The sequence below is a fragment of the Pseudomonas sp. P1_F7 genome (genome assembly GCF_056405655.1).
The window spans coordinates 66,952-93,079 of the sequence record NZ_JBFUBR010000005.1; the positions used below are offsets into that span (position 1 = coordinate 66,952).

At 60.7% G+C, this 26,128-nt stretch carries 25 protein-coding genes; 18 read left to right on the forward strand and 7 right to left on the reverse strand.

Annotated elements, in window-relative coordinates; genetic code table 11:
- Nucleotides 1-67: 67 nt before the first annotated feature.
- The 6 genes from AC1D1M_RS08750 to cobG all read right to left on the reverse strand — a co-directional run bounded on the left by AC1D1M_RS08750 (nucleotide 68) and on the right by cobG (nucleotide 6,158).
- A complete protein-coding gene (locus tag AC1D1M_RS08750; protein ID WP_477775323.1) occupies nucleotides 68-619 on the reverse strand; it encodes a hypothetical protein in 552 nt (183 codons plus the stop codon).
- Between the two features lie 155 nt (nucleotides 620-774).
- Nucleotides 775-1,590: a hypothetical protein gene (locus AC1D1M_RS08755; protein ID WP_477775324.1), complete on the reverse strand. Its 816-nt coding sequence runs from the start codon at nucleotides 1,588-1,590 to the stop codon at nucleotides 775-777.
- A 207-nt stretch (nucleotides 1,591-1,797) separates the two neighbouring features.
- Nucleotides 1,798-3,501 carry a precorrin-3B C(17)-methyltransferase gene (gene cobJ, locus AC1D1M_RS08760; RefSeq protein ID WP_477775325.1) on the reverse strand — a complete coding sequence of 568 codons (1,704 nt, stop codon included), beginning with the start codon at nucleotides 3,499-3,501 and terminating at the stop codon, nucleotides 1,798-1,800.
- Nucleotides 3,501-4,232 carry a precorrin-2 C(20)-methyltransferase gene (locus AC1D1M_RS08765; RefSeq protein WP_477775650.1) on the reverse strand — a complete coding sequence of 244 codons (732 nt, stop codon included), beginning with the start codon at nucleotides 4,230-4,232 and terminating at the stop codon, nucleotides 3,501-3,503. The genes cobJ and AC1D1M_RS08765 overlap by 1 nt, the downstream gene beginning before the upstream one ends.
- On the reverse strand, nucleotides 4,232-4,858 hold the full coding sequence (locus tag AC1D1M_RS08770; RefSeq protein ID WP_458370589.1) for a precorrin-8X methylmutase: 627 nt from the start codon (nucleotides 4,856-4,858) through the stop codon (nucleotides 4,232-4,234). The genes AC1D1M_RS08765 and AC1D1M_RS08770 overlap by 1 nt, the downstream gene beginning before the upstream one ends.
- Complete coding sequence (gene cobG / locus AC1D1M_RS08775) at nucleotides 4,851-6,158, reverse strand: precorrin-3B synthase (protein ID WP_477775651.1); 1,308 nt, start codon at nucleotides 6,156-6,158, stop codon at nucleotides 4,851-4,853. Before cobG ends, AC1D1M_RS08770 begins: the two co-directional genes overlap by 8 nt.
- Before the next feature lie 183 nt (nucleotides 6,159-6,341).
- Here cobG and cbiE point away from each other — a divergent pair, with 183 nt between their 5' ends.
- From cbiE to urtE, 18 genes are all read left to right on the forward strand, one after another.
- Nucleotides 6,342-7,553: a precorrin-6y C5,15-methyltransferase (decarboxylating) subunit CbiE gene (cbiE, locus tag AC1D1M_RS08780; RefSeq protein WP_477775326.1), complete on the forward strand. Its 1,212-nt coding sequence runs from the start codon at nucleotides 6,342-6,344 to the stop codon at nucleotides 7,551-7,553.
- The gene (locus AC1D1M_RS08785) at nucleotides 7,546-8,643 is read left to right on the forward strand and encodes a cobalt-precorrin-5B (C(1))-methyltransferase (protein WP_477775327.1); all 1,098 of its coding nucleotides are present in this window, start codon (nucleotides 7,546-7,548) and stop codon (nucleotides 8,641-8,643) included. The genes cbiE and AC1D1M_RS08785 overlap by 8 nt, the downstream gene beginning before the upstream one ends.
- The gene (locus AC1D1M_RS08790) at nucleotides 8,640-9,356 is read left to right on the forward strand and encodes a cobalt-precorrin-6A reductase (RefSeq protein ID WP_477775328.1); all 717 of its coding nucleotides are present in this window, start codon (nucleotides 8,640-8,642) and stop codon (nucleotides 9,354-9,356) included. Before AC1D1M_RS08785 ends, AC1D1M_RS08790 begins: the two co-directional genes overlap by 4 nt.
- 154 nt (nucleotides 9,357-9,510) lie before the next feature.
- Nucleotides 9,511-9,801 carry an addiction module antidote protein gene (locus AC1D1M_RS08795; RefSeq protein ID WP_477775329.1) on the forward strand — a complete coding sequence of 97 codons (291 nt, stop codon included), beginning with the start codon at nucleotides 9,511-9,513 and terminating at the stop codon, nucleotides 9,799-9,801.
- A gap of 100 nt (nucleotides 9,802-9,901) precedes the next feature.
- Complete coding sequence (locus AC1D1M_RS08800; RefSeq protein WP_477775330.1) at nucleotides 9,902-10,300, forward strand: DUF2946 domain-containing protein; 399 nt, start codon at nucleotides 9,902-9,904, stop codon at nucleotides 10,298-10,300.
- A gap of 47 nt (nucleotides 10,301-10,347) precedes the next feature.
- Nucleotides 10,348-10,827 (forward strand): copper chaperone PCu(A)C, encoded by a 480-nt coding sequence (locus AC1D1M_RS08805; RefSeq protein ID WP_477775331.1) that lies wholly within the window; start codon nucleotides 10,348-10,350, stop codon nucleotides 10,825-10,827.
- A 21-nt stretch (nucleotides 10,828-10,848) separates the two neighbouring features.
- Complete coding sequence (locus tag AC1D1M_RS08810; protein WP_477775332.1) at nucleotides 10,849-11,304, forward strand: DUF2946 domain-containing protein; 456 nt, start codon at nucleotides 10,849-10,851, stop codon at nucleotides 11,302-11,304.
- A 108-nt stretch (nucleotides 11,305-11,412) separates the two neighbouring features.
- Nucleotides 11,413-13,530 carry a TonB-dependent copper receptor gene (locus AC1D1M_RS08815; protein WP_477775333.1) on the forward strand — a complete coding sequence of 706 codons (2,118 nt, stop codon included), beginning with the start codon at nucleotides 11,413-11,415 and terminating at the stop codon, nucleotides 13,528-13,530.
- Between the two features lie 108 nt (nucleotides 13,531-13,638).
- Nucleotides 13,639-15,018 (forward strand): PepSY-associated TM helix domain-containing protein, encoded by a 1,380-nt coding sequence (locus tag AC1D1M_RS08820; RefSeq protein WP_477775334.1) that lies wholly within the window; start codon nucleotides 13,639-13,641, stop codon nucleotides 15,016-15,018.
- 157 nt (nucleotides 15,019-15,175) lie between these two features.
- Nucleotides 15,176-15,964, forward strand: coding sequence for an ABC transporter ATP-binding protein (locus AC1D1M_RS08825; protein ID WP_477775335.1), 789 nt, complete (start codon nucleotides 15,176-15,178; stop codon nucleotides 15,962-15,964).
- Entirely contained in the window at nucleotides 15,961-16,920 is a 960-nt protein-coding gene (locus AC1D1M_RS08830) for an ABC transporter substrate-binding protein (RefSeq protein WP_477775336.1), read from the forward strand. Before AC1D1M_RS08825 ends, AC1D1M_RS08830 begins: the two co-directional genes overlap by 4 nt.
- The gene (locus AC1D1M_RS08835) at nucleotides 16,917-17,927 is read left to right on the forward strand and encodes a FecCD family ABC transporter permease (protein WP_477775337.1); all 1,011 of its coding nucleotides are present in this window, start codon (nucleotides 16,917-16,919) and stop codon (nucleotides 17,925-17,927) included. The genes AC1D1M_RS08830 and AC1D1M_RS08835 overlap by 4 nt, the downstream gene beginning before the upstream one ends.
- 200 nt (nucleotides 17,928-18,127) lie before the next feature.
- The gene (locus AC1D1M_RS08840; protein ID WP_477775338.1) at nucleotides 18,128-18,550 is read left to right on the forward strand and encodes a hypothetical protein; all 423 of its coding nucleotides are present in this window, start codon (nucleotides 18,128-18,130) and stop codon (nucleotides 18,548-18,550) included.
- A 339-nt stretch (nucleotides 18,551-18,889) separates the two neighbouring features.
- Nucleotides 18,890-20,155: an urea ABC transporter substrate-binding protein gene (gene urtA, locus AC1D1M_RS08845; RefSeq protein WP_007996683.1), complete on the forward strand. Its 1,266-nt coding sequence runs from the start codon at nucleotides 18,890-18,892 to the stop codon at nucleotides 20,153-20,155.
- A gap of 163 nt (nucleotides 20,156-20,318) precedes the next feature.
- Complete coding sequence (urtB, locus tag AC1D1M_RS08850; RefSeq protein ID WP_477775339.1) at nucleotides 20,319-21,821, forward strand: urea ABC transporter permease subunit UrtB; 1,503 nt, start codon at nucleotides 20,319-20,321, stop codon at nucleotides 21,819-21,821.
- A complete protein-coding gene (gene urtC, locus AC1D1M_RS08855; protein WP_477775340.1) occupies nucleotides 21,821-22,900 on the forward strand; it encodes an urea ABC transporter permease subunit UrtC in 1,080 nt (359 codons plus the stop codon). The genes urtB and urtC overlap by 1 nt, the downstream gene beginning before the upstream one ends.
- On the forward strand, nucleotides 22,897-23,766 hold the full coding sequence (gene urtD, locus AC1D1M_RS08860; RefSeq protein ID WP_477775341.1) for an urea ABC transporter ATP-binding protein UrtD: 870 nt from the start codon (nucleotides 22,897-22,899) through the stop codon (nucleotides 23,764-23,766). Before urtC ends, urtD begins: the two co-directional genes overlap by 4 nt.
- 126 nt (nucleotides 23,767-23,892) lie before the next feature.
- Complete coding sequence (gene urtE, locus AC1D1M_RS08865) at nucleotides 23,893-24,591, forward strand: urea ABC transporter ATP-binding subunit UrtE (RefSeq protein ID WP_477775342.1); 699 nt, start codon at nucleotides 23,893-23,895, stop codon at nucleotides 24,589-24,591.
- 18 nt (nucleotides 24,592-24,609) lie between these two features.
- Here the strand turns inward: urtE and AC1D1M_RS08870 are convergent, their stop codons facing one another.
- Nucleotides 24,610-25,980, reverse strand: coding sequence for a DUF4329 domain-containing protein (locus AC1D1M_RS08870; protein ID WP_477775343.1), 1,371 nt, complete (start codon nucleotides 25,978-25,980; stop codon nucleotides 24,610-24,612).
- Between the last annotated feature and the right edge of the window lie 148 nt (nucleotides 25,981-26,128).

Sequence of the window (26,128 nt, forward strand, 5' to 3'; positions counted from 1 at the left end):
GCCCGAAAACAAGGCCCTGTGCATCAATCACAGGGCCTTGTCGTTTATTGCGTGCAAAGCCTTTCAGTCAGGACTGGAGTTTTCGCACGAATACCTTGTTCGAATACGCTTCGATTTTCTCGTGGACCCGTTTGCGGTAGTTTTCAAACGCCCGTCGGTCGAACACAAACACCCCGCCATCGGGAATGATCGCCAGCTCTCGATCGAACTCGCTCCACAGGAAAAAGTCGCTTTCAATCACGGTCGCGCTGTAGCGCAAGCCAAGCAGGCAGACCACCACTTCACCCGAGGCGAGCCGCTCGCAAGGCGCGCACTTGAGGATACCCGAGCCGCCATGGGCAACATTGCCGCGAAAGAAGTCCCAGGCAAACTCATCCAGCCGCAACGCCTGATAGGTGTCCTCGAGAAGTTGGCTCAAGCGCTCCACGCCCAAGCGGCCAATCACGCTGTAACTGGCGCTGAGCAATTGTCGGACACTCGTGACCCGGATCGGCTCGGCCGGAACGATGGTCTTGAGTCTGTATCCCGCCTTGAGCAATCGCCCTTGAAAATAATCGAACCAGACCTTCCTCGACACCTGACCCGGGTACTTCTCATTGGTCGCCAGTTCCGCGTACATCAGGCTGTCCTGTATATCCGCTTGGTCTTGCGAACTTACCCCCTGGGTAAAGGACAACAGGCAACTTCCCACTACGACAGCATTAACAGACGCAGACATATTTAACCCATACAGTCAGTGCTTTGATCGATTACATCGATCAAAGCCTGCCCGCCTTATTGACCCGTCAATTGTTTGAAAAGACCATCGGCAAATTTGTCGTTATAGGCATACATCTTGTTTTTCATTCGTTCGAATGAACGTCGATTAAAATTGCGTACACCGGCGCCCTGGAAAAGTTGCAATCCTTGGGTCTTGTAAGTCACGAATAAAAAGTTGCCGTTGTATTCTTTGTCCACCAAGTCCAGGCCACCCATCAACATGGACATGCCACCGCTTGGCGTCGCAATGCAAGGCACAGCCTTGAAACTGACGACATCGTTTTTCTTGCTGCCGGCATCGACAATCTTCAGTGCTTCCTTATCGCCCTTAAGCTTGCTGAAACCCGATGCCACCAGGTTCAGGACGCTGCTCGTGCCACTGGAAATGACGGTCTCCAGTACCTGTAGCACTGCCTCATTCATCGTGATAGTGAGCTGTTTGCTGATGTATTTCTTGTAGGTGAAGCTTTCCGTCACCCAGCCCACCGCCAACAAAGCCTCGTTATACGTCCGGTAGCGTTCTTCGTGGCTGGTTCCCTCGGGCAGTCTCTTGACCCGCGCTTCAGCAAACTGCTGGCAGTCCAGCGCATCCTGCCTGTCGTCCTCCGAAAGCGCCTGGTCGAACACTACCAGCGAGGGCCCTACTACCGAATCCCCCACACCTTGCGCCGACGAATCACTCGGTGCTGCGCCCAGGATCGAGGTGGAACGCTTGGTCCGCGCCCGTGGCGCGACGTTTTTCAGTTCTGCCGCAATGCCTTCGAAATACTTATCCTGCATGGCATCATCAAATGCGACTTGAGCCACTGAGTAATCTTTTATATCGACCATTTAAATCTCCATTTAATCAATAAGCCGCCTCATGCGACCAGCTGAAAACTAAAGCGCAGAGTTGAATCGGTCAAAGTAAAAACACTTAGAACTTATTTCAGGAACTATTAGAAAATAAAAAGGCCCGCGACAACTTTCGTCAATCGCAGGCCCTATCGTTAGTTGTTGCCTTGAACATCAGCGACCTTTGAGCAAAGCCGCTTTCACTCAGGTGACTGGCTTGCTTGGGTACCAGCGCGGCGTGTAAACCCAATCACCGCCGCCGACCCGCGGAAAAACACAGGTCAAGGATGAGCCGATCAATACCATCGTGCGCATATCGACTTGGTCGGGGGTCAATTGGCCGAGGGTCGTGACGCGCAGTGTCTGACCCGGCCGGCCAATGTCCCGCCCCAACACGACAGGTGTTTGCGGCACGCGGTGCCGGGCGACGATGTCCAGCGCCTGGCCCAATTGCCATGGCCGCGAACGGGAAATCGGGTTGTAGAAGGCCAGGGCCAGATCGGCTTGAGCGGCCAGGTCCAGGCGTTTCTCGATGACTGCCCAGGGCTTGAGGTTATCCGACAGCGACAGCACACAGAAGTCATGCCCCAGCGGCGCACCCGCCTGGGCTGCTGTCGCCAGCGAGGCGGAAACCCCCGGCAAAATCTCGAGATCGACGTTGTGCCAATGGGTGTCTGTGGATTCATGCAGTGCCTCCAGCACCGCCGCAGCCATGGCGAAAACACCCGGATCCCCTGAAGAAACTACCACCACCGAACGCCCTTGGGCTGCCAGTTCGAAAGCGTGGCGGGCGCGCTGCATCTCTTCGCGGTTGTCGGTGCAATGCAGTACCTGGTCGGCACGAAACGGCCCGGCCATGCGCACATAGGTTTCGTAGCCCAATACATCGTTGGCGCGTGCCAGTTCAGCCTTCACGGCCGGCACCATCAGTTCAGCAGCGCCTGGCCCGAGGCCGATCACCGCCAGCCGTCCACGCGGGCGGCCGATCTGAAACGGGTCCAGCGGCTGCCCTGCCACCGCAATGGCAACGGTGTCGCTACCAAGCATGGAAACGGGCTGGCCGATGGCAGTACGCAGACGTTCGCCAAGCGCCTTCTCAGCGCCGGCAAAACGCAGCGGCGCACCCAGTTCAAGCGCCGCCTCGCGCAACCCCGAACTGGCCATTTCGGTGTCGGCGGCCAACAGGCAGGCCAGCGACTGCACGGCGATTTTCGCCTGATGCAAAGCTTCGCGCACCGCCCCCGCGACGTTCACCAGGCCAGCATCCACAGCGACCACCACATTGCGCGGGTAGATCAACAATTCGTTGGCCGCGGGTGCCCGTTCGGCATGACTGACATGCACCGCCAGTCGGGCCTGCACATCTTCAGGCAATTGCGCCTGCGCCAGCCACGGCGCCTCGCCTTCGATACGCACGGTTTCGCCGGCGAGCAAATCGGAAACGAAACGCTTGCCCAGTTCCAGATCGCCAAGGGCATAGCCGCTGGGCGGATTGAGCAGGCAAGTACCGAAACGCAACTCGCCGCTGGTGGTGATCGCCGCAGCGACTTCAAGCGCGGCGGCAATCTCCCGCGCCATCACATTCACCCCGCCGAGACCACCCAGCAGTGGAACCACGGCGCTGCCGTCTTCGGCCACCGCCAATACTGGTGGCTCGGCGCCCTTTTCCAGCAACAAGGGCGCCAGCGTGCGGATCACGATCCCCGCCGCGCACAGGGCAATGATCGGTGTGCCCTGTTGATAGAGGTCGCGCAGGGTCGCGCCGAATTCGTGATAGACCCGATCCGCGCCTTCGACCCGTTCGGCCATGCCATGGATAAGGGCTTCGGGGTACACCTGCTGAATGCTGCGTGCGGTAGCGAGGCTGCCATTGCCAAGAATGACAATCGCCGGAACTGGACGGGGCATCAGCCTTGCCACCTTTCGCCAGGAACGATGATCAACGAGAAGTACGGCGAGGACATCGGCTCGACCTGATCCATCGGTACGATCTTCTGATTGGCCATGGTCGCGCGCTCGACGTACAACGCGCGCTCGGCCAGGCCGAGTTCTTCCAGCACCTGGCGAACCTTGGGAAAGTTGCGCCCAAGTTTCATGATCACCGCCGCATCGGCATCGGCCAGGCGACGCTTGAGTTCGTCCTGCGGCAGCACACCGGACAACACCGACAGACTCTGATTGCGATACACCAGCGGCGCACCGAGCACCGAGGCGCCGCCGAGCATCGAGCACACGCCCGGCACGACTTCGGCCTGATAACGCTCGGCGAGCCGGTCGTGCAGGTACATGTAAGAGCCGTAGAAGAACGGATCGCCTTCGCAAATCACCGCCACGTCGCGACCGGCATCAAGATGCGTCGCCAGTTCGGCGGCTGCGTCATCGTAGAAGTCGCTGATCACTTGCTCGTAGGACAACGGTGCCGGCAAGGCTTCGGTAGTCACTGGGTACACCAGCGGCAACAGATTCTGCGCTTCCTGCAGATGCGCCTCGATGATGCCGAAGGCATTACCCTTTTTACCCTTGGCGACGAAGTACGCCACTACCGGCGACTCGCGCAGCAAGCGCAGGGCTTTGACGGTAATCAGTTCCGGATCACCGGGGCCGACGCCGAGGCCGATCAAACGTCCAGGTTGCTGCATCATTCGATCTCCGTGGCGAGGGCGTTGACAGCGGCGGCGGCCATGGCGCTACCGCCCAGGCGGCCCTGCATGATGACGAAAGGCACGCCACGGCTGTCGGCCGCCAGCGCTGCCTTGGATTCAGCGGCGCCGACGAAGCCCACTGGAAAGCCGAGGATCAGCGCCGGTTTCGGCGCACCGGCGTCGAGCATTTCCAGCAAGTAAAACAGCGCCGTCGGTGCGTTGCCGATGACCACCACGCTGCCTTCCAGATGCGGACGCCACAGTTCCAGCGCAGCGGCTGAACGGGTGTTGCCCAATTCACGGGCCAGTTCCGGAACGCTCTCGTCGCGCAAGGTGCAGATCACCGGATTGTTCGCCGGCAAGCGCGCGCGGGTCACGCCTTCGGAGACCATCCGCGCATCGCACAAAATCGGCGCGCCGGCCGCCAGCGCATCACGCCCGGCCTTGCCCGCCCCTGCGGAAAACTGCAAACCGTCGATGGCCTCGACCATGCCACAGGCGTGAATCACACGGACCGCGAGTTTTTCCAGATCGTCCGGGATTCGGTCGAGGTTGGCCTCGGCGCGAATGATCGCGAAGGAGTTGCGATAGATCTCCTGACCGTCGCGGATGTAATCAAGCATCAAGGGGGCTCCGTGAGCGGGCGTCGAGCAGGGCCGCGACCGCTTCAATAGTAAGGTTGCGTGCGTGCAGGGCGCCGAAACCCGGCTGCCCTGCATCGCGAAAATAGAGATCGTAGTGACCGTGGGCGACGGCCAGCAATGTGACAGGTGCGGTATGTGCGGCGGCGCAGGAGCGCGGGCAGCCGCTCAGATGTATGTTTAACGCCGGTCCATGGCGGTGCAGCAGCGCGGCCAGTTGCAGGGCATCGCCCTTGGTCTCGGCCAAGCCTTTGCCGCAACCGCTGGAACCGGTGCAGGCGATCAAGCGCGACAACGGCTGTTGGGCTTCGCACAGCAAGCCCAAATGCTGCAGACGCCGAATGACTTCGGCGGCATTGCCCGTGCTGATATTCGGCAGCAGCAGGCTTTGCCAGGGCGTGAAGCGCAGGCTCGAATCACCGAACTCGCGGGCCAGTTGCGCCACACCCCGCAGCATCGCGGGATCGAGCCGCCCCAGCGGCGGGACGACCCCCACATAGACAAGACCGGACTCGGCTTGGGGATGGGCCCCGATGTGCAAATTACTGGAGTCTGAAACCCGCTGCCAACCGACAACGGCTCGCAGCGGCACTCGCTCGGCCAGTCGAGACAGCATGCCCTCGATCGGGTACTCGGCCAGCAAATGGCGCATCCGCGTCTGCTCGGGCCGCGCCAGTTCAAGGAACAACTCAAGGACCGCAACCACCAGCGCGTGCCCGTCAGCCAGTGCAACCGATCCGGCGGGTCTGTCCGTCGGGCATCCCGCCAGACCGAACGCCAGCCGTCGCTCGCCGTCTTGCTCAAACGCAGAGAGCCACAGGTCATGGGGATGTTCGAGCATCGTCAGGTCTTCACCGCCATCAAGCAGCACGGCGAACTTGGCGCTGAGGTCGTGGAACGCTTCTTGGCCTTGCAGTGTGGCGAGGATCTGCCCGGCCAGCGGGCGAGTGTCGAACAGCATGCGCCGATCGATCCCGGCGCCGGGGCTGAGCATCAGGTTACGCACATCATCGCCGGCCGCGTTTTGCGGTCCCAGATCGGCGGCCAGCAGGCTGTCGATCAACGCCGTTTGGTCGCTGCCAATTCCGCGAATCTGCAGGTTGGCCCGATTGGTCGCCTCGATCGCTCCGCTGGCGAAACGCTCGGCCGCAGCCGCCACGGCCTCGGCCTGGACGCTGCTGATCGAACCGCCGTTCAACTTGATCCGGCAGATGCCGCCATCCAGCGCCGGGGCAATACGCAGCAACCCCGGACAGGCCGAGGGGCGTAAGGCAGCGGACAGCGGACGTTCGTTCAAGGCGGACCCGTTCAGATGGCGAGGCAATTCACGGCGAAAGTGCGCGGTATTATGCCTGCTTTACTTCGCTTCATGAAAAGACTCCGGTCGGGAAGAGAAGGCAGTCAGCTCAAGGAACCCGCGCTATCATGCCGCCCAACAACGTTGAATGCGTGATTGAGGAATGGCATGACACCCTGGCTGACGGTAGTAGGCATCGGCGAAGACGGTTTCAAGGGCCTGGGCAAGAACGCCCGGCATGCGCTGTTGCGCGCCGCGAAAATCTTCGGCGGCCAGCGGCACCTGGAGTTGCTCCCGCCGTGCATACGCGGCGAGCGCCAGCCGTGGCCGAGCCCTTTCTCCCTTGAGTCGCTGCTGTCGCACCGTGGCGAACCCGTTTGTGTCCTGGCCAGCGGCGATCCGATGTTCTTCGGCGTCGGTGCCAGCCTTGCTCGGCAACTCCCCGCAGCCGAGATGCTGACGCTTCCAGCTCCCTCATCCTGCTCACTGGCCGCGGCGCGTATGGGCTGGCCCCTGCAGGAAGTGGTCACGTTGTCGGTGGTTGCCCGCCCCGTCGCCGCACTCAGCACGCAGTTGTTCAGCGGCGTGCGCTTGCTGGTGTTGAGCAACGACGGCAGCAGCCCCGCCGCCATCGCCGCACTGCTGCGTGAACGTGGTTTCGGTCCGAGCCGGATAACTGTGCTCGAACATTTGGGCGGTGAAGCCGAGCGGCGTGTCGACGGTATCGCCAGTGACTGGAACGATCCGCTGATCGCCGACCTGAACCTGATCGCCATAGAGTGCATCGCCGAGCCGAATACGCTGCGCCTGTCTCGACTGGCCGGCCTGCCGGACTCGGCGTTCAAGCACGACGGCCAACTGACCAAACGCGATGTGCGCGCCATCACTCTCGCGCGCCTGGCCCCGATCCCCGGCGAACTGTTGTGGGACGTCGGTGCCGGCAGCGGCTCGATCGGCATCGAATGGATGCGCGCCCACCCTGCTTGCCGCGCACTGGCCATCGAAGCCGATGCAGGCCGACAAGCGCTGATCGAACACAACCGCGATGCCCTCGGCGTTCCCGGCCTGCAACTGGTTCGCGGCAACGCACCGCAGGCCCTCGCCGGGCTTGAGCGGCCGGATGCGATTTTCATCGGCGGCGGCGTCACCCGCGAGGGTGTGCTCGATACCTGTTGGGCCGGACTCAAACCCGGTGGCCGACTGATCGCCAACGCAGTCACCCTGCAAAGTGAAATGACCCTGATGGCCTGGCGCGAGCAACATGGCGGGGAGTTGACCCGCATTCATATCGCCCAGGCACAACCCCTGGGCGACTTCGACACCTGGCGCCAGGCCTTGCCGATTACCTTGCTGGATGTGACGAAACCCTTCGATGCGTGACGAAACCGCCGAACAACCCGCCCCCCTGCGCAGTGGCCTGACCACCGGCAGTTGCGCCACGGCCACCAGCCTCGCCGCCGCGCGCCTGCTGCTGGCTGGCACAGCGACCGATGCGGTGGAAATCGTGTTGCCCAAGGGCAAACAGGTGCAGATGCGCCTGGAGTTCTGCCGCCTCACCGAGGACGGCGCCGAAGCAGGAACCCTCAAGGACGCCGGTGACGATCCGGACGTGACCCACGGAGCCCTGCTCTACTCCCAGGTGCGCCTGAGCAGCGAACCGGGGACTCGCTTCAAGGCCGGTCGCGGCGTCGGCACAGTGACCCGGCCCGGGCTGGTGCTGGGTGTCGGCGAGCCCGCGATCAACCCGGTGCCGCGCAAAATGATCAGCGAACACCTGGCCCGACTGGCCGACGAACTCGGCTACAGAGGCGGTTTCGAGGTCACGGTCAATGTCGAGAACGGCGAGGTACTGGCACTGAAAACCATGAACCCGCGCCTGGGCATTCTTGGCGGCCTGTCGATCCTCGGCACCAGTGGAATCGTCCGGCCGTTTTCCTGTGCGGCCTACATCGCCTCGATCCACCAGGGCATCGACGTGGCGAAAACCAACGGTTACCTGCACATCGCCGCCTGCACCGGCAACGCCAGCGAAGACACCATGCGCCGGGTCTACAACCTGCCGGAAATCGCCCTGATCGAAATGGGCGACTTCGTTGGCGCCGTGCTCAAGCACCTGCGCAAAGTACCTGTGGATAAACTCAGCCTGTGCGGTGGTTTCGGCAAGATCAGCAAACTGGCGGCCGGGCACATGGATTTGCACAGTCGTCATTCGAGCATTGACCTGCCGCAACTGGCGCTATGGGCGGCGCAGGTCGGCGCCGATGCGGCGTTGCAGCAGAGTATCCGCGAGGCCAACACCAGCCAGCAGGCACTGGCCATGGCCGCCGCAGCCGGGGTCGCCCTGGGTGATGCAGTCTGTCAGCACGCCCTGGACTTTGCCCGTAGCGTGGTGCCGGCGCAGGTTCAGGTGGAAGTCTTTGCCATCGATCGCCAGGGCGGGATCGTTGGCCATGCGGGAGCATTTCCATGAAGCGCATCCTGTTGCTCGGCGGCGTGACCGAAGCCATGGCCATTGCCCGCACGCTGGGACCGCAACATATCTACAGCCTGGCCGGTGTCGGTCGGGTGCCGACCGATCTGCAATGCCAGGTGCGCGTCGGCGGCTACGGCGGTGCCGAGGGTCTGGCGCAGTTCATTGGCGATTCAGGCATCGATCTGCTGCTCGACGCCACTCACCCCTACGCCGCCCAAATCAGCCAGAACGCCGCGACCGCCGCGCGCTCGTGCGGCATTCCCTGCTGGGCGCTACGGCGTCCGGCCTGGCAAGCCCAGGCGGGGGATGACTGGCGGGAAGTCAGCGATTGGGCCGAACTGATCGACGCCCTGAAGCCCTTCCGTCGACCGCTGTTCACCCTCGGTCGCGAGCCCTTGCAACATCTGGATGAAATTCCTTCGGAGCAATTCTGGACCCTGCGCGCGCTGGACGTGTATCCGGGCAACGAGCGCTGCGAAGTGATCGGCGCACGTGGGCCCTTCCTGATCGACGATGAACGTGAGTTGTTCGAACGGCGAAACATCGATGTGCTGATCAGCAAAAACAGCGGCAGCACGGCGACCGAGCCGAAGCTGGAAGTGGCGCGTGAGCGTGGGGTTCCGGTGATTGTTTTGAAGCGCCCCGAATTGCCAGGTGTGGAACGGGAGTTTGGCTCGGTGGCAGATATGCTGGATGCCCTATCAGCGTAGGACTATTCCTTAGACCTGCAAAACCTTGCGATTCCGCTGGCAGTATTCTCAGACGAAGCTGGCTATCGACTCTACGGCCTCAATCCTATAGTTCGCCTCCTCCTGAACCAATCAAGCGCACCCGGCACACAATATCGGTAATGAGGAGTAAATCATGGCCGAACAATTTACCCGTTTTGATGCCGTCGAGTTTCTCAAGACGCCGGAGGAAATGGCGGCTTATCTGGATGCCTGCATTGAAGAGGATGCCGGAGATGGCGTGCTGATACGTGCAGCGCTCAACGATATCGCCCGGGCAAAGGGCATGACACAAATTGCCCGTGATGCCGGCCTGGGACGCGAGAGTCTTTACAAAGCGCTGAGCAGTAGTGGCAATCCGGAATTCGCGACTATCATGAAAGTTATGAAAGCCTTGGGTCTGCGCTTGCATGCCATCGCTGTCTGATTACGCTGCGACACCAAACCGCACACCGCCTTTTTACTTATCGGCCCTGATCAGGCTAAATAGCCCGCGCCTGATCGCCCACCCAAACGGATTTTGTCCCATGTCCCGACAACGGCTCGCAATTGCCTGGATAGCCTGCTTCGCAGTGCTGTTCAACATGCTCGCCATGCCGATGTCCGGAGCGATGGCGCAAACAACGAAGTCACCTGCCGAACAGTTGTTGTGGGGCAGTTTCTGCAGCTCCAGCGGCACCAGGATGGTGGCGATTTCCATCGGGGACCTTGAACAGAAAGCCCCGCAAAACGACGATCATTCCAACATGCAGCATTGCTGGTGCTGCTCGGGTTCTGCGCCATTGGTGGCGTTGCCGGGGCATACGCCACAGCTGTATTTCGCGCACTTCGAGTCCAACCGAAGCCTGCCCGCCACCTCGCTCGACAGCCCGTCACCGCGCCAGCAATGGCCAAGTCTCAACCCTCGTGCCTCCCCTCTGGTGTGATTTTTTCTCGCAATTGACCTGCGTTTAAATCGTTCCGGAGAACTGCCATGTTGAACAAACTCATCGTTCTGGCCGCGTTGCTGCTGCCTGCCTGCTTTGCCAATGCACACGAATACAAGGTCGGCGAACTGGAAATCGCGCATCCGTGGTCCCAGGAGTTGCCACCCAATGCGCCCACCGTTGCGGCGTATTTCGTGATCAACAATGAAGGCAAGACCACCGACCGCCTGCTCAGCGTCGACACCCCCATCGCGGGCGAAGCGCAATTGCATGAGCACGTGATGCAAGGCGACATGATGAAAATGCAGCACGTACCGAGCGTGGAAGTGCCCGCCGGAGGCGAGGTCACTTTCGCGCCGATGGCCTATCACGTGATGTTGCTGGGCCTCAAGGACCGCAGCTTGCTGGTTGACGGCAAGCGCTTCCCCATGACGCTGCACTTCGAGAAGTCCGGTGACGTGACGGTCGAAGTCGCGGTGCAGAAGCAGGCGCCGGACACCATGCAGGCGCACGTGCACAAGCCGTAATCGCCTGAACTGAAAACGCCCATGCGCCCGCTTAGCGCCAGGTCATCCAGGTCACGCAATCAGGCATTGAGCCTGACACGCGGCAGCTGGATCAGCCTGTTCGCCATGCTGATGATCTTTATCGGTCCGCTGATCTCTCAGTCGATGCCGATGGATTCGCGCGCCATGTCGATGACCATGCCTGCAGGCATGAGCATGGACATGCACATGGATATGTCGGCGATGGAGCATGCCGACCATGGCACGCAAGCCACTGCCGAGCATTGCCCGCCAGCCCCGGGGCACCATGTGCTGTGGGAAAAGTGCGGTTATTGCAGCCTGCTGTTCAATTGCCCGGCGCTGACCGGTGGCGTGTCTTTCGCCAACTTCGTCATCGCGCCCGTCAATACCTTCTCCACCCCCTCTCCGCGCCTGGGCCATGCCCGGCAAACCTTCTTCCCCGGCGCCCGCACCCGCGCCCCACCCGTCGTCGCGTAAACACCCACCTCCGATCTCACACGGCCCGCAAGACAACCAAAGCTCGCTCCCACAGGGATTGCGCAGGCTGCTGGCCGTGTCGTTTACGACTGTTCGATGGAAATTGTCATGTCCAGGTTTTCCGCTGTCCCGTGCTTGAGCCCTGCCCAAGCCTCTTATGCCCTGAACGAATCCGGCGTTCGTTTCAGGCACGCCACTGCGATCCTGTGCGGTGCTTTGCTGGCGCCTTCTGCGCTGGCCGATGAACATTCCGGTCACACTGAAGAACTGAGCCCGACGGTGATTACCGCCGTTGCCCCCAGCTCACCTTTGACCATCGTCACCAACCCCAAGGACCCGCGCCAACCGGTGCCGGCCAGCGATGGCGCCGATTACCTGAAAACCATCCCGGGCTTCGCCATGGTGCGCAATGGCGGCACCAATGGCGACCCAGTGCTGCGTGGCATGTTCGGCTCGCGGCTGAACATACTCACCAACGGCGGCATGATGCTCGGTGCCTGCCCGGGCCGCATGGACGCTCCGACTTCCTATATCTCGCCGGAAACCTACGACAAACTCACCGTAATCAAGGGCCCGCAAACCGTACTGTGGGGGCCGGGTTCCTCGGCTGGCACTATCCTGTTCGACCGCGAACCGGAGCACTTCGGCGAACTCGGCACACGGGTCAATGCCAGCGTGCTGGCCGGCTCCTACGGTCGCTTCGACAAACTGGTGGACGCGGCCGCTGGCGGTCAGTCGGGTTACGTGCGGGTCATCGGCAACACCGCACACTCCGACGATTATCAGGATGGCAACAACGACACCGTGGCGTCGCGCTATGAAAAATGGAACGGCGACGTGGCCGTGGGCTGGACGCCAAACACCGACACCTTGCTGGAGCTGACCGCCGGCCGTGGCGACGGTGAAGCCCGCTACGCCGGGCGCAGCATGGACGGTTCGCAGTTCCTGCGCGAAAGCCTCGGCCTGCGCTTCGAACAATCCAACATCGGCGAGGTGCTGGATAAGGTCGAAGCGCAGGTCTACTACAACTACGCCGACCATGTGATGGACAACTACACCCTGCGCACGCCGTCCGGCACCGGGATGATGGCTGGCCCCATGGCCTCTAACGTCGACCGCCGTACCCTCGGCGCACGGATCAAGGCAACCTGGCGCTGGGCTGATGTGCAGCTGATCAGCGGCATCGACGCGCAGACCAACGAGCATCGCAAGCGCGGCGCCATGGGCGTCGACACCTACAAGGATCTGCCCTACACCAAGGATGCCGACTTCCATAACTACGGTGTGTTCGGCGAAATGACCTGGTACGCCGCCGACCGTGACCGCCTGATCAGCGGCGCACGCCTGGACCGCGCCTCGGCCAAGGATTATCGGCAGACCACCGGCTCGGGCATGATGACCCGCCCGAATCCGACCGCCGACGACACCCGCGCAGATACCCTGCCCAGCGGTTTCATCCGCTACGAGCATGACCTGGCCGACAGCCCGACCACCTTGTATGCCGGCCTTGGTCACACCCAGCGGTTCCCGGATTACTGGGAGCTGTTTTCACCAAAATCCGGCCCCGCCGGTTCGGTGAATGCCTTCGATTCGATCAAGCCGGAAAAAACCACCCAGCTCGATTTCGGCCTGCAATACAAGACCGAAGACCTCGAAGCCTGGGCCTCGGCTTACGTCGGGCAGGTGCGCGATTACATCCTGTTCAACTACACCCCGACGATGATGGGTACGACCTCGCAAGCCGAAAACATCGACGCGCGAATCATGGGCGGCGAACTGGGCGCCGCTTACAACTTCACCAACAACTGGAAAGCCGACGCGACCCTGGCCTACGCCTGGGGCAAGAACAGCAGCGATGGCAATGCATTGCCGCAGATGCCGCCGCTGGATGCCCGTTTCGGCCTGACCTACAGCGAAGACAACTGGAGCGCCGGCGCACTGTGGAGAGTGGTCGCCGCGCAAAACCGCATCGACCAGAACAAGGGCAACGTGGTCGGCAAGGACTTCGACAAGACGCCGGGCTTCGGCGTGTTCTCCCTCAACGGTGCCTATCGGATCAACAGCAACTGGAAGGTCAGCAGCGGCGTCGACAACCTGTTCGGCAAGGCTTACGCCGAGCACTTGAACCTGGCCGGCAACGCCGGTTTCGGCTACCCGGCCAATGACCCGCAAGCCATCAAGGAACCGGGGCGCACGCTCTGGACCAAGGTGGACATGAGCTTCTAACCCTTGAGGGCACCCGCTCCCTCTGTGGGAGCGGGCTTGCCCGCGATCGGTTGCGCAGCAACCGCAAAAACAAACAACTAAAAGATCCAGCCAAGCGGAGCACACGTGATGAAACAGCCCAAAGTGAATTTCTACAACCTGGCCTGGCGCTGGCACTTCTATGCCGGATTGTTCGTGGCGCCATTCATGGTGATGCTGGCCCTGACCGGCACCATTTACCTGTTCAAGCCACAACTCGATTCGCTGATGTACAGCAGCCTGCTCAACGTCCCGGCCGGTCATCACACCGTGCCGGCCGACGACCTGCTGACACGAGTGAAAACAGCTTATCCACAAGGTCAGGTCACCCAGTACCTGCCGCCGGTCAACGCCGAGCGCAGCGCGCAGTTTGTCGTGCTCAACGATGGCAAGGAGCTGAACGTTTTCGTCGACCCCTACCACGGCGACATCCTCGGCGAGCAAGACGCCAAGAAGAACCTGCAAGCCATTGCCCGGTCGATTCACGGTGAGCTGATGATCGGCACCGTCGGCGATCGGCTGATCGAACTGGCCGCCGGTTGGGGCGTGGTGCTGGTGGTGTCCGGCCTCTTCCTGTGGTGGCCGCGCGGTCAGGCGGCAGGCATCTTGTGGCCGCGCCTGAACAGTCGTGGTCGCATATTGTGGCGTGACCTGCACGCTGTCACCGGGTTCTGGGGCGCGTCCCTGCTGCTGGTGATGCTACTCAGCGGCATGACCTGGACCGGCTTCTGGGGCAAGCAATACGCCGAAGTGTGGAACGTGTTCCCGGCAGCCATGTGGGATGACGTGCCGAAGTCCGACGTCGAGGCCCGCAGCCTCAACACCACCACGCGCCAGACTGTGCCGTGGGCCATGGAAAATACGCCGATGCCGATGTCCGGCGACCATGCCGAGCACATGGCCCACGACGGTGCAGCGGCCGGCCCGGCCTCGCCGACCATCCGCCTGCAGGACGTACAAAACATCGCCAGCGAGCGCAAGGTCGAACCGGGTTACAGCATCACCCTGCCGACCACTGCAACCGGCGTGTTCACCATCGCCGTATTCGCCGACGACCCGCGCAATGACGCCACACTGCACATCGATCAGTACACCGGCAAGGTTCTGGCCGATGTACGTTTCGAGCAGTACGGCACCGTCGCCCGTGCCACGGAAATCGGCGTGATGCTGCACGAAGGCAAAATGTTCGGCGTGTTCAACCAGATCGTGGTGCTGCTGATCTGCCTGATGATCTTGCTCAGCGCCTTCAGCGGCGTGGTGATCTGGTGGAAGCGTCGTCCGCAAGGAAAACTCGGCGTGCCGCCGCTGCGCCATGACCTGCCAAAATGGAAAACCGCGATGGTGATCATGTTCGCCCTCGCGGTGGCCTTCCCGTTGGTGGGTGCGTCGCTGGTGGCGGTGTGGGTGCTGGATCGTGTGCTGCTGTCGCGTTTCACCCGGCAGACTGAGAGCGCCTCATCTTCATCATGAAACAGGCGAGATGCGCGGGGCGAAAGGCACTGTAAACTCCCCGCGCATCACCCCCGGCCCCATCGCGAGCAAGCTCGCTCCCACAGGGATTGCGTAAGACCTGTGGAAGCGAGCTTGCTCGCGATGGGGCCCTTGGTATCACATCAAGAGTCACTGCATGACCTCGCTGAACCTCGCAAACATTTCCTGGTCCCCACTGGGAGGCGGCCATTGCCATCACCAATTCCAGCTGCGTGATGCCTCGCTACACGTGGCCGCCGGTGAGTTCGTCGGGCTGATCGGCCCCAACGGCAGTGGCAAGACCAGCCTGTTGCGGTGTGCCTGGCGCTTCAATAAACCGGAAAGCGGCGAGGTCAGGCTCGATCATCAGAATGTCTGGAAACAATCCTCGCGCTGGTGCGCGCAACGCATCGCCGTGGTGTTGCAGGAGTTCCCTGATGCCTTCGGCCTGACCGTCGAGGAAGTGGTCGCCATGGGCCGCACGCCGCACAAAGGCTTGTTCGATGGCGACACCCTTGAAGACCGCGACCTGATCAATCAGGCCCTGGAATCCGTCGGCCTCAAGGGCTTCGAAGACCACGGGTTCGCCACCCTCTCCGGTGGTGAAAAACAGCGGGTCATCCTCGCCCGCGCCCTGGCCCAGCAACCGCAGTTGCTGATCCTTGACGAGCCGACCAACCACCTTGATCCGCGTTATCAGCTTGAGCTTTTGCAGTTGGTCAAGCGCTTGAACATCGGCACCCTGGCGAGCATCCACGACCTCAACCTGGCGGCGGCTTTTTGTGACCGGCTGTACGTGATCAATCATGGTCGTATCGTCGCCAGCGGCACGCCGAAAGAAGTCTTGACGGCTGCGCTGCTGCGCAATGTGTTCGGCGTCCAAGCGCTGATCGATGAGCATCCACTGCACGGCTACCCACGAATCACCTGGATAACCCAACCATGACTTTGCGTTCCCTGCTGCGCTCTTGCCTCTCTCTCGTGATGCTGCTGGGCAGCGCCCAGGCATTGGCCGAAGCCACCCATTACCCGCTGACGGTCAAAAGCTGCAACCGCGAAGTGACCTTCAAGCAGGCACCGCAACATGCACTCAGCCACGACATCAACATGACCCAGATGATGCTCGCCCTCGGCCTCAAACCACGGATGGCCGGTTATAGCGGCATCAGTGGCTGGAAGGCCGTGACGCCCGAGATGCAGAGCATTCTCGAAGGCCTGCCGGAACTGGCGGCCAAGTACCCGTCGGTGGAAACCCTGCTCAATGCCAACGTCGATTTCTTCTTCGCCGGCTGGGACTACGGCATGCGTATCGGCGGCGATCTCACGCCACAAACCCTGCAGCCGCTGGGCATCAATGTGTATGAGCTGAGCGAATCCTGCGCCTTCGTGATGAAGCGCCCGCCGGCCAGCCTCGAAGACACCTACAACGACCTGCGCAACCTCGGCAAAATTTTCGACGTGCAGGACCGCGCCAATGCCCTGATCGCCAACATGCAGGTGCAAGTGGCGGACATTCGCAAAGACCTGCCCGCGGAAAAACCGCGGGTCTTCCTGTACGACAGCGGCGAAGACCGGGCCATGACTTCGGGGCGCCTGGGTATGCCGCAAGCGCTGATCGACGCCGCTGGCGGGCGCAATATCCTGGAAGATGTCGACGCGAGCTGGACCCGGGTCAACTGGGAGAGCGTGGTCGAGCACAATCCGCAGGTAATCGTGATCGTCGACTACAGCGAGATCACCGCCGACCAGAAGATTCAGTTTCTGCTGAGCAACAAGGCCCTGCAATCAGTGGACGCGATCAAGCACCAGCGCTTCATCGTCATCCCTTACGTGCAGGCCACGCCGGGGATCGATAACGTGCTGGCAGTCGCAACCCTGGCCAAGGGTTTCCACGGCGAATGATCAACCGTCGCTACGCCCTGTTGCTGATCGCCCTCGGTGCGCTGTTGCTGGTGTCGTGCGTGGTGTCCCTGGGTTTCGGCCCGGCGCGGGTGCCGCTGGATGTGGTGTGGCGCATCCTGTTGCACAAACTGTTTGGTCTCGGTGTGCCGGACTGGAACCCCGGACAGGAACATATCGTCTGGCTGATCCGCATCCCGCGCATGCTGCTCGGCGCGCTGGTGGGCGCTGGGCTGGCGTTGATCGGCGCGGTGCTGCAAGCGGTGACGCGCAACCCGTTGGCTGACCCGCATTTACTTGGCGCCACGTCCGGCGCGACGTTAGGCGCGGTGATCGTGGTGCTGCATGTCGGTGAGATCGTTGGCCTGCTGACCTTGCCGATCGCGGCATTTATCGGTGCATTGCTGAGCATGCTGGTGGTGCTGATGATCGCCAATCGCCAAGGCCGCCTCGACAGTGATCGTTTGTTGTTGTGCGGCGTGGCAGTGTCCTTTGTGATGATGGCGATTGCCAATTTGCTGCTGTTCATGGGCGACCATCGAGCCAGCTCCGCGGTGATGTTCTGGATGCTCGGCGGGCTCGGGTTGGCACGCTGGGAGCTGCTGGCGGTGCCGACAGCCAGTGTGTTGCTCGGGCTGATTTTGCTGTTGGGCATGGCGCGACCGCTCAATGCGCTGATGGCCGGTGAGCAGACGGCGGTGACCCTGGGCCTGAATGCGCGCACCGTGCGCCTGCGGGTGTTTTTGATTGCCTCGTTGATGACCGGAGTGCTGGTATCGATCAGCGGGTCGATCGGTTTTGTCGGGTTGATGGTGCCGCATATTGCGCGACGTCTGGTTGGGGCTGAACACCGAAGAGCGCTGCCGGTGTGCGTGTTGCTCGGCAGCCTGTTTCTGGTCTGGGTCGACGTCGCTGCCCGGACACTGATCGCCCCTGAAGACTTGCCTATTGGTGTGGCCACTGCGGCGATTGGCGGGTTGTTCTTCATCGGTTTGATGCGACGTCGTTAACGCCATGTTTAATTAAAATAAACTTAAAAACTGCGTGTATGCCTGGAAAAATCTCGTATTGAGTTAACGCTGAACAAATTCACTATCATGCTCATACTCCGCTCCCGCGAGTTGAATAATAAAAACACTCGCACACTTCAATGACGATTATCCCTACAACTTAATTATCATAACTCCTACAAGAACGGAATGAGGTAACCATGTTCAAAAAACTCATCGTATCCATCGCACTTATTTCAACGCCTGCATGGGCAGCAAAGCCACCTTTTACTGGCGTTGACTACAGCGGCCGATATCAATGTACCGGAATGGACAGCCATATCGGTGCGTTTGAAGGTGTTGTCGACATGAAGCTCAATGCCGAACAAAGTACCGGCGAACATGGTGCCTACGGTTTTACGCTGACCTTGCTCGACAATTCCCGGTATGACGGATTTGCTGCCGCCAACTTGAGTTCCCTGGCGATTTACTTTGCCCATACGGATCCGTCGCTCAAGGATTACGGCGTCGGGATTGCGAAAATTGCTACAACCCCTGACGGAAAAGCTTCATTCACCAAGTACTACTACGGCCCGGAGTACGAAGGTGGCGGACATGGTTTTGAAACCTGCATTAAAAGCTGACACTCGTCGTTTCCGAAGCTGATACGCCATCGTTGAAATCTGTGGGAGCGAGCCTGCTCGCGAATGCGGTTTGTCAGTCACCACTCATGCTGTCTGATACCCCCTCTTCGCGAGCAGGCTCGCTCCCACAATTGATCGATGCTACCCGCCCCAATCTGGCGCAGCTCTTCGCACCAACGCGCCAGACGCGATCCTTCATGGTGCGCCATCAAACCGTTCAACCGCTCTAAAACGACATTTCCCTGCCTTTTGCCGACCGGGCACAGCCCTTGCAAAACACACCTTCAGTAGTCCGCATCTGCCAACCAAGAAAACTCATAAGTTCATGGAGATCGCACAATGAAGCGTCGCAGTTTGATCAAGGCTTTCACACTCTCGGCAAGCATTGCCGCGATGGGCATGACCTGGACTGTCCAGGCCGCCGAGACCATCAAGGTCGGAATTCTGCATTCGTTGTCCGGGACCATGGCGATCTCCGAAACGTCGTTGAAAGACATGGCGCTGATGACCATCGACGAGATCAACGCCAAGGGTGGCGTGAACGGCAAGATGCTGGAGCCGGTGGTGGTCGACCCCGCCTCGAACTGGCCGCTGTTCGCCGAGAAGGGCCGTCAGTTGCTGACCCAGGACAAGGTCGCCGTGGTGTTTGGTTGCTGGACTTCCGTGTCGCGCAAATCGGTACTGCCGGTGTTCGAAGAACTCAACGGCTTGCTGTTCTACCCGGTGCAATACGAAGGCGAAGAGATGTCGCCGAACGTCTTCTACACCGGCGCGGCGCCGAACCAGCAGGCGATCCCTGCCGTTGAATACCTGATGAGCGAAGAAGGCGGCAGCGCCAAGCGCTACTTCCTGCTCGGCACCGACTATGTGTACCCGCGCACCACCAACAAGATCCTGCGTTCGTTCCTGCATTCCAAAGGCGTGGCCGACAAGGACATCGAAGAGGTCTACACCCCGTTCGGGCATAGCGACTACCAGACCATCGTCGCCAACATCAAAAAGTTCTCGGCGGGCGGCAAGACGGCCGTTATCTCTACCGTCAACGGCGACTCCAACGTGCCGTTCTATAAAGAACTGGCCAACCAGGGTCTGAAAGCCACCGACGTTCCCGTCGTGGCGTTCTCGGTGGGCGAAGAAGAACTGCGCGGCATCGACACCAAACCGTTGGTGGGTAACCTGGCGGCGTGGAACTACTTCGAATCGGTCGAGAACCCGGTGAACAAGAAGTTCGTCGATGACTGGAAAGCCTACGCGAAGAAACACAACCTGCCGGGCGCCGACAAAGCGGTGACCAACGACCCGATGGAGGCCACTTACGTCGGCATCCACATGTGGGCGCAAGCGGCGGAAAAAGCCAAATCCACCGACGTCGACAAAGTCCGCGAAGCCCTGGCCGGCCAGACCTTTGCCGCACCGTCCGGTTACACGCTGACCATGGACAAGACCAATCACCACCTGCACAAGCCAGTGATGATCGGCGAGATCCAGTCTGACGGTCAGTTCAACGTGGTGTGGCAGACCGAAGGGCCGATCCGCGCCCAACCGTGGAGCCCGTTCATCCCGGGCAACGACAAGAAACCGGAGTATGCGGTGAAGAGCAACTAAGCCACTGGGTGTCGGGCTTGAAGATACTTTTCGAGACCGACAAAAATCCCTGTGGGAGCGAGCTTGCTCGCGATGACGTCGGCACATTCAACATCACTGTGACTGAACGACCGCTATCGCGAGCAAGCTCGCTCCCACAATGTCCGCGTCAAGGCGACTTCCTATGCCCACCGCCCTTTACCGCTTCATTTTCGCCATCGCACTGCTGTTGCCGATGGCCACCCACGCCGGCGACGCCGAAGACTTCGTCGCCGCCAATCCCGTGCAGCAAGCCCGGCTGCTGGAAGCCTGGGCCGCGCAGCCCGATCCGGCCCGTATCGAACTGATCAACGCCCTGCAACAAGGCGAGCTAACCCTCGACGGCCAGCCGAAAACCTTGCGTCTGAACAATCGTCTGCGGGGTCTGATCGATACTGCCCTGGCCAGTCATCAGTTGCTCGCCGCCGACACTAAAATCCGTCTGGCCGCCGCGCAGCAATTGCAGAAAAGCGCCAAGCCGGCGCAGTTGAAATTCCTCGATAAGCAACTCGTTGGCGAACAGGACGAAGGCGTTCACGCAGCACTGAGCCTCGCCTTGGCCAACCTGCAACTGGTGGATGCCGACCCGGCCGTGCGCCTCGCTGCTGTGCGCCTGCTCGGCGAAACCGGCGACCCACTGGCCCGCACCCGCCTCGAAAGCCTGCTGGAGCCGAGCGTTGAAACCGACGCGAATGTGCGCACCGCCGCCGAGACCAGCCTCGCCCAGGTCAAACGCAAACTGCTGGTCGGCGAGATGCTCGGCCAGGCCTTCAGCGGCATGTCCCTGGGCTCGATTCTGCTGCTCGCCGCCCTCGGTCTGGCGATCACCTTCGGCCTGCTCGGCGTGATCAACATGGCCCACGGCGAGATGCTGATGCTCGGCGCCTACTCGACCTATGTGGTGCAACTGATGTTCCAGCGCTTCGCCCCGCAGGCCATCGAGTTCTATCCACTGATCGCGTTGCCCGTGGCATTTTTTGTCACCGCCGCCATCGGCATGGCGCTGGAGCGCACGGTGATTCGCCATCTCTATGGCCGCCCACTGGAAACCCTGCTCGCCACCTGGGGTATCAGCCTCATGCTGATTCAACTGGTTCGCCTGGTGTTCGGCGCGCAGAACGTCGAAGTGGCCAACCCGGCGTGGCTGTCGGGCGGCATTCAAGTGCTGCCGAACCTGGTGCTGCCGTACAACCGCATCGTCATCATTGCCTTTGCGCTGTCTGTGGTGGTGCTGACCTGGCTGCTGCTGAACAAGACTCGCCTTGGCCTGAATGTTCGCGCCGTCACGCAGAACCGCAATATGGCCGCCTGCTGCGGCGTACCCACCGGGCGCGTGGACATGCTCGCCTTCGGCCTCGGCTCGGGCATCGCCGGCCTCGGTGGCGTGGCCCTGAGCCAGATCGGCAACGTCGGCCCGGACCTCGGCCAGAGCTACATCATCGACTCGTTCCTGGTGGTGGTGCTCGGCGGCGTCGGTCAGTTGGCCGGTAGCGTGTTCGCCGCGTTCGGCCTCGGGATTGCCAACAAAATTCTCGAACCGCAAATCGGTGCCGTGCTCGGCAAGATCCTCATCCTCGCGCTGATCATTCTGTTCATCCAGAAACGTCCGCAAGGCCTCTTCGCACTCAAAGGACGGGTGATCGACTGATGAACCAGCCCCTGATACTCACGGCCACGCAAAAGGCCGGCCCGAAAGTCACGATTGCCGTCGGAGTGGTGATCCTCGTTCTGTTGCTGGCACTGCCACTGCTGTCGCTACTACCGGCGGACAGCACGCTGCACGTCTCCGCCTATACGCTAACGCTGGTGGGCAAGATTCTTTGCTACGCCATCGTCGCACTGGCACTGGATCTGGTCTGGGGTTACGCCGGCCTGCTGTCCCTCGGCCACGGCCTGTTCTTCGCCCTCGGTGGTTATGCCATGGGCATGTACCTGATGCGCCAGGCCTCGGGCGATGGTTTGCCGGCGTTCATGACGTTCCTGTCGTGGACCGAAATGCCGTGGTTCTGGACCGGCACCAGCAGCTTCCTCTGGACCTTGTGTCTGGTGGTGCTGGCACCGGGATTGCTGGCGCTGGTGTTCGGTTTCTTCGCCTTCCGTTCGCGGATCAAGGGCGTGTACTTCTCGATCATGACCCAGGCCCTGACCTTCGCCGGCATGTTGTTGTTCTTCCGCAACGAAACCGGCTTCGGCGGCAACAACGGCTTCACCAACTTCCGCACGATTCTTGGGTTCGGCATCACTGAACCGGGCACTCGCGCGGTACTGTTTTTCGCCACGGTGCTGTTGCTGGTGGCGAGCCTGTACATCGGCTGGCGCCTGGCGCAGAGCAAGTTCGGCCGGGTACTGACCGCGCTGCGCGATGCGGAAAATCGTCTGATGTTCTGCGGCTACGACCCGCGCGGGTTCAAGTTGTTCGTGTGGGTGTTGAGCGCGGTGTTATGCGGTCTGGCCGGTGCGTTGTACGTGCCGCAAGTGGGGATCATCAACCCGAGTGAAATGTCGCCGACCAACTCGATCGAAGCGGCAGTCTGGGTGGCCCTCGGCGGGCGTGGCACCTTGATCGGTCCGCTGCTCGGCGCCGGCGTGGTCAACGGCATGAAGAGCTGGTTCACCGTGGCGTTCCCCGAGTACTGGCTGTTCTTCCTCGGCGCGCTGTTCATCGTCGTGACCCTGTATTTGCCCAAAGGCGTGATCGGACTATTGAAGAAAAGAGGTGAACTATGAGAGTCACTGCGACGGCTGAATTCATGCTCGAACCAGCGTTTTTTCCTGTGGAGCCCAACAAGGACGCCGGCAGCAGCCGCGATGCCATCGGCCTTGGCCAACGGGTCGGGCCAGGCCTGAACACCCGCCACGGCACCATCCTGACCCTGGAAGACATCAGCGTCAGCTTCGACGGCTTCCGTGCGCTGAACAATCTGAACCTGTACATCGGCGTCGGCGAACTGCGCTGCATCATCGGCCCCAACGGCGCTGGCAAGACCACGCTGATGGACGTGATCACCGGCAAGACCCGCCCCAGCCACGGCAAGGCCTGGTTCGGCGAAACCCTGGACCTGACGCAGATGAGCGAAGTACAGATCGCCCAAGCCGGCATCGGTCGCAAGTTCCAGAAACCGACGGTGTTCGAAGCCTTGAGCGTGTTCGAGAACCTTGAGCTGGCGCAGAAAACCGACAAATCAGTGTGGGCCAGCCTGCGTGCGCATTTGAGCGGCGAGCAGAGAGACCGCATCGCCGAAGTGCTGGAGACCATTCGCCTGACCTCATCGGTCAATCGCCCCGCCGGCCTGCTGTCCCACGGTCAGAAGCAGTTCCTGGAGATCGGCATGTTGCTGATGCAGGACCCGCAATTGCTGCTGCTCGATGAGCCGGTGGCGGGCATGACCGACGCCGAAACCGAATTCACCGCAGAGCTGTTCAAAAGCCTGGCCGGCAAACACTCGCTGATGGTGGTGGAGCACGACATGGGCTTCGTCGGCTCCATTGCCGACCACGTCACGGTGTTGCATCAGGGCAGCGTGTTGGCCGAGGGGTCGCTGGAGCAGGTGCAGGACAACGAGCGGGTGATCGAGGTTTATCTCGGTCGCTGAGTTTCATCCCTGGTAGGAGCTGACGAGTGAAACGAGGCTGCGATCTTTTGATCTTGCTTTGAAGATCAAGATCAAAAGATCGCAGCCTTCGGCAGCTCCTACAGGGGATTTGAGGAGAATTCGAGAATGCTGCAAGTCGAAAAACTGCACCAGTACTACGGTGGAAGCCACATCCTGCGCGGCCTGACATTCGACGTGAAGGTCGGCGAAGTCACCTGCCTGCTCGGCCGAAACGGCGTGGGCAAGACCACCCTGCTCAAATGCCTGATGGGCCTGTTGCCGGCCAAGGACGGCGCGGTGAACTGGGAAGGCAAGCCGATCACCGCTTTCAAGCCGCACCAACGCGTGCACGCCGGAATCGCCTACGTGCCGCAAGGCCGGGAAATCTTCGGCCGCCTCACGGTGGAAGAAAACCTGCTGATGGGCCTGTCGCGGTTTCCCGGCAGCGAAGCGAAGGAAGTGCCCGCGTTCATCTACGAGTTGTTCCCGGTGCTGCTGCAAATGAAGCAACGCCGGGGGGGTGACCTGTCGGGCGGCCAGCAACAACAACTGGCCATCGGCCGTGCGCTGGCCAGCCGCCCGCGCCTGCTGATTCTCGACGAACCCACCGAAGGCATCCAGCCGTCGGTGATCAAGGAGATCGGTGCCGTGATCAAAAAACTCGCGGCTCGGGGTGATATGGCGATTCTACTGGTGGAGCAGTTCTACGATTTCGCAGCTGAACTGGCGGACCAATACCTGGTGATGTCCCGGGGCGAAATCGTGCAACAGGGTCGCGGCGAGAACATGGAAGCCGAAGGTGTGCGCGGGCTAGTCACAATCTGAGCCGGTCACTGCCCGCGTTCATTCAGCGACCGGGTTGCTGCGGTTTGACTCTGCATAGGGTAGCCACTCCGCCCCCACCACGCCGGCAACATCAAAGAGCGGGCTGCTTTTTTCGACCGTCAGTACGCCCGTTACTGCAACACACAAGACAAAATCCTTAGCGCTCAGATGTCCACCCAGCAAGAGTTTATCGATGTTGACGCCCATCGCCCCTTCGGTCTTGATAACCCAGGCTTCGGCTTCGGAAAACGTGCTGTGGTACTTCAGCAATGCACCGTCCGGGGTCTGGCGGAACACCGAATAACCCAAGGAGGTGTCCACCAACCCTGATTCCCGAGCCTGCAGAACACTGAATACCAATGACTGGGGTGAGAAAAACTGCTGATACAGGTCAGCGTCTTTTTCCGGTAGTGGCGTCGCCAGCAACTCTGGCCCCAGGTACACACCTGCCAACGTATGATTTTCTGGTAACAGAAAACCGTCTGGCGTCGTGGGAAATACCTGCTCGATTGCCAATAGTCCATCAGGCCGACTGAACGGCAATGTCGCAACATATTCGTCACGGTCGCGACGCTTGAGGATAAACCCTACACGCTGGTGATCCACTGTCGCGGGTACACGACTCAAGGCAGAGTTCAACGCCGACACCGGATCTTCAAAAACCGACGTGTAGAACGGTTGGAGGGTGGGAGGTCCGGGTATGACCGGCTGGTTGGGAGTCCATTGAGCAGTGATCGGGCCGCGAAACCCACCCCAGACTGTGCCTGGATGGAGGACACGCATCTGACCGACGGCCAAAACTTCCATGATCCGCTTTTCGGGTGTCGTGAACGAAGAGAATCCAGAAATACTGGGAGTGTCCGGCGGACTCATGGAATAAGCCACCAGAGAACCAAAGGGACCTGAAACATAATTATGTGTAAAGAAATCCCTATAATTGAACGCTTTATAAAGATCAGTTTGCGACGGAAGCGAGTTCAGTAACTTAACCTGATTTTCGTTGAAAGACCGGTTATTCGTGGCAATCACCTCGGAGATATCCGGGTGGCTATGGCATTTGCCCACGCAACGGTATCCCACTGGATGACTGATTACCTGGGTATCTGGGTCGTATGCAAGCAAAAGCGCAAAATCAAAAGTTTTCGCCTGATCCGATATAGGCGTTGTCGCGACAAACTTACCATCCGGGCGCTGCAAAATGAGTGAACCGTACTCTTTGTCTGGCGCGCGCTCATGTTGGTGAAACCAGTTCGCAGCATCGTCTTCGCAAATGAAGGGTGGGCTGACAGGTGGCAGCACCGGCGCGGCCTTGGCGGATTGCTCAAGTGGTAGCGTTGCAAGTTGCTCAAGTATTTTTCGAGCATTTTCACGATCGGTATTGTTGTTCATCAAGAAACTCCAAGACGTTCAGTCGCCCCGCAGAAGGAGGGAGCGGACGCTTGGATGCTGAGTTCTTTGGAAGCACGGATGGCGGTACATATGTATGTCTAAAAGGTGGTTAAGCACCAATTTGTTGCGCGGTATTTCATAGCACGCC